We start from the raw sequence: 12606 nt of genomic DNA on the forward strand, positions 1-12606 counted from the left end.
GCGGTCCTGCCGGTGATGTGGCAGTTGTGATCCTTTACTGCGATGTACTGAACGCCATGAGCCAAGACGACAAACTGATCGACCTCAGCACTGAGCGCGCCAAGCGGGTGCATGACATAAAAGAGAAGCGCCTGAACGAAGTGCGCCAGGCTTTCGAGCAGGCGATGCCGTTGGGAAAAGCCAGGAAAAAGTCGAAAAACAAGCCGAAAAAGCGTTGATCTGCCCCTGCATCCTTTGATGCAGGTCATTTAATTCCCCTCCTTTATCTCCCTTCCTTGCTGGTATTGATCCCGGTCAATTTGTGCGCCTGTGTGTTTGGTAACTTAGGTCCATCGCAGCAGAGCAGGGGCCAGGAGGCCAGTCATGTTTTTCGATAACGTGGTGTTTGCCGGGGTCCTGACTGTAGGGCTGATGGTTCTGTTTTTTGCAGGGTTTGGATTTTTTATCTGGAAGGATGCGAATAAGCGCAAGAAGTGATTCTTCTGGATTGATGGGCACGCAAGGCATTTTGGGGCGACTTCGGTTGCCCCTTTTTTTTGACTTGGCGGCCTTTGGGCCGACCATGTTCTTGGGGGGTTGGGTGTATATCCGTTTTTTCGGGTGTTGCCACTGGCGGTTTCGCCCTTACGGCGACTCACTTTTTTTCAAACGCCAAAAAAAGTAAGCAAAAAACGCTTGCTCCTACGTGCGGCCCGCTCGCTGGGGCTCGGGGTTCCTTCGCTGCGGGATCGATCCGGGCGCAGCGCCTACGGTTTGCTTCGCTGCACCTCCTCTCGCTGTGTTTGGCTTCGCCAAACGGTCGCTGCGCTCCCACGCCCGGATCAATCCCTCCACTCAGCCTTCCGACGTCGCCTTACAGATCAAAAGCGCAGCCGAGCTAACGCTCATCCTGTTGAGTGGTGAAGGGCGCAGCGTGGTCGGCTTTGGATTTGTGGTGGATTTTCCCCTCACCCCAGCCCTCTCCCGAGGGAGAGGGAGCCGATGGTGAGCTTTTCAAAATTTGCGTTCAACTCGGTATTTCACGTCGGCGTACCTCCCCCAAACACCTCGGTCAGTCCCCTCTCCCTCTGGGAGAGGGTTAGGGTGAGGGGCTCTTGATCTGGCTTTTGATCTTGCTTCGGCTTTTGATCTTTTGCCCCATCGGCAGGCCGAGCGGAGGTGTTCATCCGGGGGATAGGCGCGCAGCGCCGTGCGGCGAAGCCGCATTCATCGAGAGGAGGTGCAGCGAAGCAAACCGTAGGCGATGCCCCCGGATGGACACCGTAGCGAGGGAACACTGAGCCTAAGCGAAGTGCCGTACGCCAGGGGCAAAGCCTTTTGGTTCCTTTTTGGCGTTTGAAAAAGGGACTCGCTGTAAGAGCGAAACCGCCAGCGGCAACCCCCGCAGCAACGGATATACCCCCAATCCCAATCCCAATCCCAAAACCCCAAACACAAAAAAAGGCGCGATCCTCTCGAATCGCGCCTTTCTCATGTACCGCTATCTATCAACTACCCAGCGCCTTCGACGCCAGCCAGAACAACCCGGCCGACAGCGCAACAGTCGCCGGCAAGGTCAACACCCACGCCAACAGAATGGTGCGAACCGTGCCACCCTGCAGGCCGCTCTTGTTGGCGACCATGGTGCCCGCCACGCCCGAGGACAGAACGTGCGTGGTCGACACAGGCAGGCTGAAGATGTTGGCCATACCGATCAAACTGGCAGTAGTGATCTGCGCGGACATGCCCTGGGAGTAGGTCATGCCTTGCTTGCCGATCTTCTCGCCAATGGTCAATACAACACGCTTCCAGCCAACCATGGTGCCCAGGCCCAGAGCCAGCGCGACCGCCAGAATCACCCAGAACGGCGCGTATTCGGTGGTGGTGGTCAGGTCTTTGCGCAGCTTGTCGAGGTCAGCCTTTTCACGCGGTTCCAGACCCGGCAGCTTGCCAACCTTCTTCGCGGTGTCGTCCAGGCAGAGCAGGTAACGACGCACTTCAATGCGGCTTTCCGACGACAGCGAGTGGTAGTCCGCAACACCTTTGAGGGTGTGCAGCAGGGCGCTGATGGTCGGTTCGGTCTGCTGCGGGTTGCAGCGGAATTTCTCCGGCAGGTCGCCTTCTACGCTCTTGCCCAGGGCCAGGAACTCACCCAGCGAATCGGCGTTGCGCTGGTAGAACTGGCTCAGGTGCAGGGTCGCATCGCGAGTACGTTCGATCTGATAGGTGGTGCTGTTCAGGTCGAGTACGAACTGCGCAGGCACGATACCGATCAGCACCAGCATGATCAGGCCGATGCCTTTCTGGCCATCGTTGGAACCGTGCACGAAGCTCACGGCCATGGCCGAGATCACCAGGACCAGACGGTTCCAGAACGGTGGGTGCTTCTTGTCGTCGATCTTGCGGCGCTGTTCCGGTGTCTTGTGCATCTTCGACAGCGGACGCCACCACTTCAGGCCGATCAGGATCAGCGCGGCGATCAGGAAACCGGCCATCGGCGAAAACACCAGCGAGGCGCCGATATCGATCGCTTTCTGCCAGTTCACGCCATCGGCCAACGGAATGTCGTTGATCAGGGCGTTGGCCAGGCCGACACCGAGGATCGAGCCGATCAAGGTGTGCGAGCTGGAAGCCGGGATACCGAAGTACCAGGTGCCCAGGTTCCAGGCGATTGCCGCGGCGAGCAACGAGAACACCATCGCCAGACCATGGCCGGTGTTCACATTGATCAGCAGTTCAACCGGCAGCAAATGGACGATGGCATACGCCACGCCAACGCCACCCAGCAGCACGCCGAGGAAATTGAACACACCGGAAAAGAACACCGCCAGGTGAGGCGGCATGGCTTTGGTGTAGATAACAGTGGCTACCGCGTTAGCGGTGTCATGAAATCCATTGATGAACTCGAAGGCGAGGACAAACGTCAGGGCGAGCAAGAGGCTCACAAGCACCCAAGCATCCAGTCCGCTGAATAAATCGATCATGAAGGTTTTCTGACCCGGTCGTAAGGGGGCGCGATTATGCCAGAAAAGACTGGAAATCGATCCCCTACCTGCTCATCGGTTACACACTTCTTCGATTTAATTTGTTGCAGCGCATGAAAACCTAGCGTTGCGCATGGTTTTTCAAGTCGTTGATTTAATTGATAAAAGCCTTTTTTAGTAGGCGATTTTACCGACGCGAAGAGGTCTCAAACGCTTGTCTGAAATATCTGTGAAACCTGTAGGACGCCCGTCCTCAGTCTGCCTGGCCGGGTGATGGCCGCTGCCCGCGGGTAGCGGGCGCGCAAGGCATCGTCGTTTCACCGCGCTTGTAACCGGTGCGGACGCAAACCTTCAAAAGATGCAAAAACCGTGGCTCAAGGCTCTTCGGCTTTGCGTTCCTTTTCGATCTTTTCGATTTCTTGCTTGAAGACCTGATCCTGAACGGTCGGGCGTTTACGCCACGCTTTGCGTTCCGGTTCTGGCTGAGCGGCGTAGGTGGTGACTTCCCCGCCGTAAACTTCCTTGTAACGTTGTTCCTGGCGCTCAAGTTCCGCGCGCAGTTCGTCTTTCGTCACAGTGCTACCTGTATGAGTTGAGTGAAGTGTCTGGTGAAACGCACTGCAACGAATCGATTGAACGAAGCCACCGAGAGTTCAATGCCCAGACAGGCATTGGTTTTATCGGTGGGACGATCAAGACTTCCGTGTTACAGGCGGCTACGGCACCAGATAAAAACTGACGCAGCATCAGTTTCCTGTTTCAGCGAGCGCAGGCGTTGCATGAGTGATGCGTGTCGGGCGCTGGCCGGGCTGTTGGCGATGGACATCGCCTCAGCGGGTGACGGCCTCGGCGATTAAAAACGAGGTGCCACTGAGGTGCATTATAGCGGTCGATTCGGGAATGACTATCTTTGCCAAGTTAAAAACGGTTCCGGATGTGTGATTGTTTTGTGACTCGCAACTTTTGTCGCTAGTTGAAGTGTGCGTTGGCCGTTATTTGCCACGCGATCGGTTTTTGGCGCCATTTAGTCGAACAACTAAACAGTGATTCAGATAAAGGCTGAAGTTGAGCGAACCCCGGAAAGGGTTTGAAGCAAGCCGAACGGCCGATTGCGATTATCGGCCGACGGTTCGATAATCGCCCAATCTTGCAGGCCAGACGCTTGTGCATTTGCCGGCGAGCCGCTTGTATAGCCCATTGATCCGTGCCGGATAAAAGGACAAGAAATGAACGATCAAATGCGCAACTCTTTCACCTCCGTGGCGCCGCCGATCGTCGCCTCGCCGGCCAAACGCATCCAGGCGCTGACCGGTGATCCGGACTTCATGACCTCGCTGGCCCGGGGCTTGGCGGTGGTGCAGGCGTTTCAGGAGCGCAAACGCCATCTGACCATCGCCCAAATCAGTCACCGCACGGAAATTCCCCGCGCCGCCGTGCGCCGTTGCCTGCATACCTTGATCAAACTCGGCTACGCCACCACCGACGGTCGCACCTACTCATTGCTGCCCAAAGTGCTGACCCTCGGCCACGCCTATCTGTCGTCGACGCCGTTGGCAGTGTCCGCCCAGCCGTACCTCGACCGCATGAGCGAGCAACTGCACGAAGCCTGCAACATGGCCACACTCGAAGGCGACGACATTCTCTACATCGCCCGTTCGGCGACCACGCAGCGGCTGATTTCGGTGGACCTGTCGGTGGGCGGTCGCTTGCCGGCGTACTGCACGTCGATGGGGCGGATTCTGCTGGCAGCACTGGACGATACGTCGCTGCGTGAATACCTCGAGCACGCCGAACTGGTCGCCAAGACCAGCCGCACGATCCATACACCCGATGCGCTGCTCGAATGCCTGCAGGAAGTGCGACAGCAGGGCTGGTGCATCGTCGATCAGGAACTGGAACAGGGTCTGCGCTCGATTGCCGTGCCGGTCTACGACGCTTCCGGCCAAGTGGTCGCAGCGCTCAACGTCAGCACCCACGCCGGTCGCGTCAGCCGTACCGAGCTTGAGCAGCGCTTCCTGCCGGGCTTGCTCAGTGCCAGCCGCGACCTCAGTGCGCAGTTGTTTGCCTGATGAAGCTGTTCGATAAACGCACAGTGTTGCGTTTATCGAATTGACGCTAAAACCCTCGGATCATTAATGTCGCGGCAGCGTCATCCGGCGCTGATGTGAATGAGCCCGCCGGACTGTCGACTCCCATAATAATGACAAGAGGCAACTCACCATGCGCACGCTCTCCGACTGTCTCCGCTTCACCCGCTGTTGCCGGGTTTCCCGCAACGCCTGATCCAGACCTTCTATTCTTGTGACCGTGCCGCTCTTTGGCCGGCCGCCGTTCGACTGCGTTTTTTGCGTGGAATAAAAATAATGAACCAGCCTCAGTCCGCTGTAGGTAACTGCCTCGACGTGCAGACCTTCATCAATGCCCAACCGATCTCGCGCTATCAGTGGCGGGTGGTGATCCTGTGTTTCCTGATTGTCTTCCTCGATGGCCTCGACACCGCGGCGATGGGCTTCATCGCCCCGGCGTTGTCGCAGGACTGGGGCATCGACCGCGCCAGCCTCGGCCCGGTGATGAGCGCTGCGTTGATCGGCATGGTCTTCGGCGCATTGGGTTCCGGCCCTCTGGCTGACCGCTTCGGGCGAAAAGTCGTCCTCGTCGGCGCGGTGGTGCTGTTCGGTGCCTTCAGTCTGGCGTCGGCGTACAGCAGCAACGTAGAGCAATTGCTGGTGCTGCGTTTCCTCACTGGCCTGGGTCTTGGCGCCGGGATGCCCAATGCCACCACGCTGCTCTCGGAGTACACCCCGGAGCGCAAGAAGTCGCTGCTGGTGACCAGCATGTTCTGCGGTTTCAACCTCGGCATGGCCGGTGGCGGGTTCATTTCCGCCAAGCTGATTCCGGCGTTCGGCTGGCACAGCCTGCTGCTGATCGGCGGGATCTTGCCGTTGATTCTCGCGGTGGTGCTGCTGTTCTGGCTGCCGGAATCGGCGCGTTACCTTGTAGTCCGTAACCGTGGCACCGACAAAATCCGCAAGACCCTGGCACCGATCGATCCGGCCACCGTCGCCCAGGCCGCAAGCTTCAGCGTGCCGGAACAGAAAACAGTGAAGGCGCGCAACGTCTTCGCCGTGATCTTCTCTGGCACTTACAGCACCGGCACCTTGTTGCTATGGCTGACCTATTTCATGGGCCTGGTGATTGTTTATCTGCTGACCAGTTGGCTGCCGACGCTGATGCGTGATAGTGGCGCGAGCATGGAACAAGCCGCGTTTATCGGTGCGTTGTTCCAGTTCGGCGGTGTATTGAGCGCGGTGGCGGTGGGATGGGCGATGGACCGCTTCAATCCGCACAAGGTCATTGGCACTTTCTACCTGCTGGCCGGGGTGTTTGCCTACGCGGTGGGGCAGAGTCTGGGGAATATCACGTTGCTGGCGACGCTGGTGCTGGTGGCAGGGATGTGCGTGAACGGTGCGCAATCGGCGATGCCGTCATTGGCGGCGCGGTTCTATCCAACGCAGGGGCGGGCGACCGGGGTCTCGTGGATGCTGGGGATTGGCCGCTTTGGCGCGATTCTCGGGGCGTGGATGGGCGCGACCTTGTTGGGCCTGGGCTGGAATTTCGAGCAGGTGCTGACGGCGTTGGTGATTCCGGCGGCGTTGGCCACCACGGCGGTGGTGATTAAAGGCATGGTCAGTCATGCGGATGCGACTTGAGTTTCATGCGTAGAAATATTCGTTGAATGTTCTGGCCTATTCGCGAGCAGGCTCGCTCCCACATTTGGAATGCGTTCCCCTGTAGGAGTGAGCCTGCTCGCGATGCTTTTGATTCGATTGTTAGGAGAACAACAATCTGTTCGATAAACGAACACTCAGTCGATTATCGGATTGTTTGGCCATTTCCCCAGGCTTAATCTTCAGTGACTCCGGCGCTGAACCTCGCGCCTTTTTATCACTGGCGATTCATTACAAAAACAGGAGCCCGCTCCATGGCTGAGATCCTTTCGCTGCACGACGCGGTGAAGCAATTCGTCAACGACGGCGACACCGTCGCGCTCGAAGGCTTCACTCACCTGATCCCTACGGCCGCAGGTCATGAAATCATTCGTCAGGGCAAGAAAGATCTGACGCTGGTGCGGATGACGCCTGACCTGATCTACGACCAACTGATTGGCGCCGGTTGCGCACGCAAACTGATTTTCTCCTGGGGCGGCAACCCGGGCGTCGGTTCGCTGCACCGTCTGCGTGACGCGGTCGAGAAGCAATGGCCGCACGCGCTGGAAATCGAAGAGCACAGTCACGCCGACCTGGCCAATGCCTACGTCGCCGGTGCGTCCGGCCTGCCATTCGCGGTGCTGCGTGCTTACGCCGGCTCCGACCTGCCGAAGGTCAATCCACTGATCAAAACCGTGACCTGCCCGTTCACCGGTGAAGTGTTGGCGGCCGTGCCGTCGGTGCGCCCGGACGTGACTGTGATCCACGCACAGAAAGCCGACCGCCAAGGCAATGTGCTGCTGTGGGGCATTCTCGGTGTGCAGAAAGAAGCCGCACTGGCCGCCAAACGCTGCATCGTCACTGTTGAAGAAATCGTCGACGACCTCAACGCGCCGATGAACGCCTGTGTACTGCCGACCTGGGCCTTGAGCGCGGTCTGCCACGTGCCCGGCGGCGCGCACCCGTCCTACGCCCACGGTTACACCGAGCGCGACAATCGTTTCTATCAAGCGTGGGATCCGATCGCCCGCGACCGTGAGACGTTTACCGCGTGGATCAATGAATACATCCATGGCTGCGCTGACTTCAGCGCGTTCCAGGCCAAGTTGGCCGCTGCTTCGGAGGCCAAGTAATGACTTACACCACCAATGAAATGATGACCGTCGCGGCGGCGCGTCGCCTGAAGAACGGCTCGGTGTGTTTCGTCGGCATCGGCCTGCCGTCGAAAGCCGCCAACCTTGCGCGTCTGACCTCGTCGCCGGACGTGGTGCTGATCTATGAGTCGGGCCCGATTGGCGCCAAGCCAAGCGTGCTGCCACTGTCGATCGGTGACGGTGAGCTGGCGGAAACCGCTGATACCGTCGTACCGACCGGTGAGATTTTTCGCTACTGGTTGCAGGGCGGGCGCATCGACGTCGGTTTTCTCGGCGCCGCGCAGGTCGACCGTTTCGGCAACATCAACACCACCGTGGTCGGCGATTATTTCTCGCCGAAAGTGCGCCTGCCGGGTGCCGGTGGCGCGCCGGAAATTGCCGGTTCGGCGAAAAGCGTGTTGATCATCCTTAAACAGTCGGCGCGTTCGTTTGTCGACAAGCTCGATTTCATCACCTCGGTCGGTCACGGCGAGGGCGGCAATTCGCGCAAACGTCTGGGCCTGCCGGGCGCCGGTCCGGTCGGGATCATCACCGACCTGTGCATCATGGAGCCGGAAGAGGGCACCCATGAGTTCGTGGTCACCGCGTTGCATCCTGGCGTGACCCGCGAGCAAGTGGTCGCGGCCACCGGTTGGGCGATCCGTTTTGCCGAGCATGTTGAAAACACCGCTGAACCGACTGAAGTCGAACTGACTGCGCTGCGCGATCTCGAAGCGCGTACTGCCGCCGCCCACGGCCAGGCACCGGGAGAAGCATGATGCGTGACGTTTATATCTGCGACGCGATTCGCACCCCAATCGGCCGTTTCGGCGGCGGACTGTCGGCTGTTCGCGCCGATGACCTGGCCGCCGTGCCGATCAAGGCCTTGATGGAACGCAATCCCTCGGTGGACTGGAGCGCCATCGACGAAGTGTTCCTCGGTTGCGCCAACCAGGCCGGTGAAGACAACCGCAACGTTGCGCGTATGGCCCTGCTGCTGGCGGGCCTGCCGGAAACCGTACCGGGCGTGACCCTCAATCGTCTCTGCGCTTCGGGCATGGACGCCATCGGCACGGCATTCCGGGCGATTGCCAGCGGTGAGATGGAGCTGGCGATTGCCGGCGGCGTCGAGTCGATGTCCCGCGCACCGTTCGTGATGGGCAAGGCTGACGCGGCGTTTTCGCGCAACATGAAGCTGGAAGACACCACCATCGGCTGGCGTTTCATCAACCCGTTGATGAAGGCGCAGTACGGCGTCGACGCGATGCCGCAGACCGCCGACAACGTCGCCGACGACTATAAAGTCTCGCGCGCCGATCAGGACGCTTTCGCCCTGCGCAGCCAGCAACGTACCGCCGCCGCGCAGGCCGCCGGTTACTTCGCCGAAGAAATTGTTGAAGTACGGATTGCCCACAAGAAGGGCGAAACCGTGGTCAGCCAGGACGAACATCCGCGCGCCGACACTACGATTGAAGCGCTGACCAAGTTGAAACCGGTCAATGGCCCGGACAAAACCGTCACCGCCGGCAATGCCTCCGGCGTCAACGACGGTGCTGCCGCACTGATTCTGGCTTCCGCCGAAGCGGTGAAAAAACACGGCCTGACCGCCCGCGCCAAAGTGCTCGGCATGGCCAGCGCCGGTGTCGCACCTCGGGTGATGGGCATCGGCCCGGTGCCGGCGGTGCGCAAATTGATCGAGCGCCTGGGCGTCGCGGTCAGCGATTTCGACGTGATCGAACTCAACGAAGCGTTTGCCAGCCAAGGTTTGGCGGTGCTGCGTGAACTGGGTCTGGCTGATGACGCCGCGCAGGTCAACCCGAACGGTGGCGCGATTGCCCTCGGTCACCCGTTGGGCATGAGCGGTGCGCGTCTGGTGCTGACCGCGCTGCATCAGTTGGAAAAGACCGGTGGCAAGAAAGGTCTGGCGACCATGTGCGTCGGTGTCGGCCAAGGTCTGGCCCTGGCCATCGAACGCGTCTGACGCAAGCCGTGACGAAAAAGAACAGAGGAAAGCGACATGTCTGACAAGCCTGGTTACCGTCGTCCGCAGGAAGGCACTCAGCCTGAGTACCTGCACCCGACGTATCAATCCACCAACCTGCGCTCGCCGTCGAAGCCATTGGTGTTTCTGCCGCACTCGCTGTCGGAAATCACCGGCCCGACTATCGGCGCCGAGCGTGTGGGCGACACCGACAACGACTTGACCGCCCAGCATGAAGGCGAGCCACAGGGCGAACGCATCATCATTCACGGCCGTGTGCTCGACGAAAACGGTCTGCCGGTGCCGGGGATTCTGGTGGAGATCTGGCAGGCCAACGCCGCCGGTCGCTACAACCACAAACGCGACCTGCATGACGCGCCGCTGGACCCGAATTTCACCGGCACTGGCCGCACCGTCACTGACGCCGACGGCTGGTATCAGTTCCAGACCATCAAGCCCGGCGCCTATCCGTGGGGCAATCACCACAATGCCTGGCGTCCGGCGCACATCCACTTTTCGCTGTTCGGGCCAAGCATTCTCACCCGCCTGGTCACGCAAATGTATTTCCCGGGCGATCCGCTGCTGGCCTACGACCCGATCTACAACTGCGTGCCGGACACCTCGGCCAAGGAACGCCTGATCGCCAGTTTCGATCTGGAAAAAACCATTCCGTCCTACGCCCTCGGTTATCGCTGGGACATCGTGCTGCGCGGGCGTGAAGCCACGCCGATGGAGAAATAAGATGACGCTGACTGCGACCACGTCCCACACCGTCGGGCCGTATTACCACATCGGCCTGACCTGGCTGAACCGCGAAAACCTCACTGTCGAGCAAACCCTCGGCGAGCGTGTGGCGATCACCGGGCAAGTGGTGGATGGCAATGGCGATGTCGTCAACGACGCCATGCTCGAAGTCTGGCAGGCGAATGCCGCCGGCAAATACGACCACCCGGAAGACGAGCAGGACAAACCGCTCGATCCGAACTTTGAAGGCTTTGGCCGGGTGCCGGTGGACGCTGAAGGGCGTTTCCGTTTCACCACGATCAAACCGGGTACAGTTGAGGGGCTGAAAGGCTCGACCCAGGCGCCGCATCTGGTGGTGCTGGTGTTTGCCCGTGGCTTGGTCAAGCACTTGCTGACGCGGATCTACTTTGAAGGCGAGCCGGCGAACGTCGATGATCCGTTGCTCGAATGTGTGCCGGCCGAGCGTCGTAGTACGTTGCTGGCCAAGCAGGACGCCTCGGGTGTTTACCAGTGGAATGTGATTCTGCAGGGCACTGATGCCGAAACCGTGTTCTTCGATTATTAATCGATCACCACCATCCCCTGTGGGAGCGAGCCTGCTCGCGAAAGCGGTGGGTCAGCCAACATCAATGTCGACTGACACTCCCTCTTCGCGAGCAGGCTCGCTCCCACAGGTGAGAACTGTGTTGCAGATGGAACTGTGGAACGGGACTGTTGCAAAGTATGTCTAGACTCTCACTGTCCCTATCGAGTGAAAAACAATGACAACCACCACTGCCTCCCATTACACCGGTGAAGAGCGCAGCAAGCGTATCTTTGCCATTGTCGGCGCCTCGTCCGGCAACCTCGTCGAATGGTTCGACTTCTACGTCTACGCCTTCTGCGCGATCTATTTCGCCCCGGCGTTTTTCCCCTCCGACAACCCGACCGTGCAACTGGTCAACACCGCAGGCGTGTTCGCTGCCGGTTTCCTGATGCGCCCGATCGGTGGCTGGATTTTCGGCCGGGTCGCCGACAAGCACGGGCGCAAGAATTCAATGCTCATCTCGATTCTGATGATGTGCTTCGGCTCGTTGCTGATCGCCTGTTTGCCGACCTATAAAGACATCGGCGTCTGGGCACCGGTGCTGCTGTTGTTCGCCCGTCTGCTGCAAGGCCTGTCGGTCGGCGGCGAGTACGGCACCACCGCGACCTACATGAGCGAAGTCGCCCTCAAGGGCCAGCGCGGATTTTTCGCCTCGTTCCAGTATGTGACCCTGATCGGCGGGCAACTGCTGGCGGTGTCGCTGGTGGTGGTTCTGCAGCAATTCCTCACCGAAGAAGACCTGCGTGCCTACGGCTGGCGGATTCCGTTTGTGGTCGGTGCGGTGGCGGCATTGATTTCGCTGTTCCTGCGTCGCAGTCTGAAAGAAACCACCAACAAGGAAACCCGCGAACACAAAGACGCTGGCAGCATCGCTGCGCTGTTCCGCGATCACAAAGCCGCGTTCATCACCGTGCTCGGTTACACCGCCGGTGGCTCGCTGATTTTCTACACCTTCACCACGTACATGCAGAAGTACCTGGTGAACACCGCCGGCATGCACGCCAAGACCGCCAGCTACATCATGACCGGCGCACTGTTCCTTTATATGTGCATGCAGCCGCTGTTCGGCATGCTCGCCGACAAGATCGGCCGACGTAACTCGATGCTTTGGTTCGGCGCGCTCGGTACGCTGTTCACCGTGCCGATTCTGTTGAGCCTGAAAAGTGTCAGCAGTCCGTTCCTCGCGTTTGTGTTGATCACCGTGGCGCTGGCAATCGTCAGTTTCTACACCTCGATCAGCGGCCTGGTGAAAGCCGAGATGTTCCCGCCGGAAGTCCGCGCCCTCGGCGTCGGTCTGGCTTATGCGGTGGCGAACGCGATCTTCGGCGGTTCGGCGGAATTCGTCGCGCTGAGCTTGAAGAACATCGGCATGGAAAACTCTTTCTACTGGTACGTGACGGCGATGATGGCGATCGCCTTCCTGTTCAGTTTGCGTTTGCCGAAGCAGGCGGCGTACTTGCACCACGATCTCTAACCCGATGCGCGCGGGTCG

The 12606-nt window shown here is 59.5% G+C and carries 12 protein-coding genes; 10 read left to right on the top strand and 2 right to left on the bottom strand.

Features of this window, described 5'->3' with window-relative positions; all coding sequences use genetic code 11:
• The first annotated feature begins 56 nt into the window (after nt 1–56).
• Both CCX46_RS30680 and ccoM read left to right on the top strand, forming a co-directional pair.
• Nucleotides 57–218: a hypothetical protein gene (locus tag CCX46_RS30680; RefSeq protein WP_095119184.1), complete on the top strand. Its 162-nt coding sequence runs from the start codon at nt 57–59 to the stop codon at nt 216–218.
• Nucleotides 219–363: 145 nt separating this feature from the next.
• On the top strand, nt 364–477 hold the full coding sequence (gene ccoM, locus CCX46_RS31040; protein ID WP_003222396.1) for a cytochrome c oxidase subunit CcoM: 114 nt from the start codon (nt 364–366) through the stop codon (nt 475–477).
• 1010 nt (nt 478–1487) lie between these two features.
• On the opposite strand, the gene CCX46_RS06595 is transcribed toward ccoM, so the two are convergent.
• The gene (locus CCX46_RS06595; protein WP_034153067.1) at nt 1488–2963 is read right to left on the bottom strand and encodes an inorganic phosphate transporter; all 1476 of its coding nucleotides are present in this window, start codon (nt 2961–2963) and stop codon (nt 1488–1490) included.
• A 374-nt stretch (nt 2964–3337) separates the two neighbouring features.
• Nucleotides 3338–3538 carry a hypothetical protein gene (locus tag CCX46_RS06600; protein WP_127926122.1) on the bottom strand — a complete coding sequence of 67 codons (201 nt, stop codon included), beginning with the start codon at nt 3536–3538 and terminating at the stop codon, nt 3338–3340.
• Between the two features lie 651 nt (nt 3539–4189).
• On the opposite strand from CCX46_RS06600, the gene pcaR reads away from it, so the two are divergent.
• The 8 genes from pcaR to CCX46_RS06645 all read left to right on the top strand — a co-directional run bounded on the left by pcaR (nt 4190) and on the right by CCX46_RS06645 (nt 12588).
• A complete protein-coding gene (gene pcaR / locus CCX46_RS06605; protein WP_127926123.1) occupies nt 4190–5032 on the top strand; it encodes a pca regulon transcriptional regulator PcaR in 843 nt (280 codons plus the stop codon).
• Nucleotides 5033–5326: 294 nt separating this feature from the next.
• Nucleotides 5327–6673, top strand: a complete 1347-nt coding sequence (locus CCX46_RS06610; protein ID WP_127926124.1) for an MFS transporter — start codon at nt 5327–5329, stop codon at nt 6671–6673.
• A gap of 272 nt (nt 6674–6945) precedes the next feature.
• Nucleotides 6946–7803 (top strand): CoA transferase subunit A, encoded by an 858-nt coding sequence (locus tag CCX46_RS06615; protein ID WP_099758203.1) that lies wholly within the window; start codon nt 6946–6948, stop codon nt 7801–7803.
• Nucleotides 7803–8582 (top strand): CoA-transferase subunit beta, encoded by a 780-nt coding sequence (locus CCX46_RS06620; RefSeq protein WP_127926125.1) that lies wholly within the window; start codon nt 7803–7805, stop codon nt 8580–8582. Before CCX46_RS06615 ends, CCX46_RS06620 begins: the two co-directional genes overlap by 1 nt.
• Nucleotides 8579–9784 (top strand): 3-oxoadipyl-CoA thiolase, encoded by a 1206-nt coding sequence (gene pcaF / locus CCX46_RS06625; protein ID WP_174245047.1) that lies wholly within the window; start codon nt 8579–8581, stop codon nt 9782–9784. Before CCX46_RS06620 ends, pcaF begins: the two co-directional genes overlap by 4 nt.
• Nucleotides 9785–9820: 36 nt before the next feature.
• Complete coding sequence (gene pcaH, locus CCX46_RS06630; protein ID WP_008080089.1) at nt 9821–10525, top strand: protocatechuate 3,4-dioxygenase subunit beta; 705 nt, start codon at nt 9821–9823, stop codon at nt 10523–10525.
• Nucleotide 10526: 1 nt separating this feature from the next.
• Nucleotides 10527–11093: a protocatechuate 3,4-dioxygenase subunit alpha gene (gene pcaG / locus CCX46_RS06635; protein ID WP_095119179.1), complete on the top strand. Its 567-nt coding sequence runs from the start codon at nt 10527–10529 to the stop codon at nt 11091–11093.
• A 196-nt stretch (nt 11094–11289) separates the two neighbouring features.
• Nucleotides 11290–12588 (top strand): MFS family transporter, encoded by a 1299-nt coding sequence (locus CCX46_RS06645; RefSeq protein WP_122845035.1) that lies wholly within the window; start codon nt 11290–11292, stop codon nt 12586–12588.
• Nucleotides 12589–12606: the final 18 nt, after the last annotated feature.

The organism is Pseudomonas sp. RU47 (assembly GCF_004011755.1).
Taxonomy (GTDB): Bacteria; Pseudomonadota; Gammaproteobacteria; order Pseudomonadales; family Pseudomonadaceae; genus Aquipseudomonas.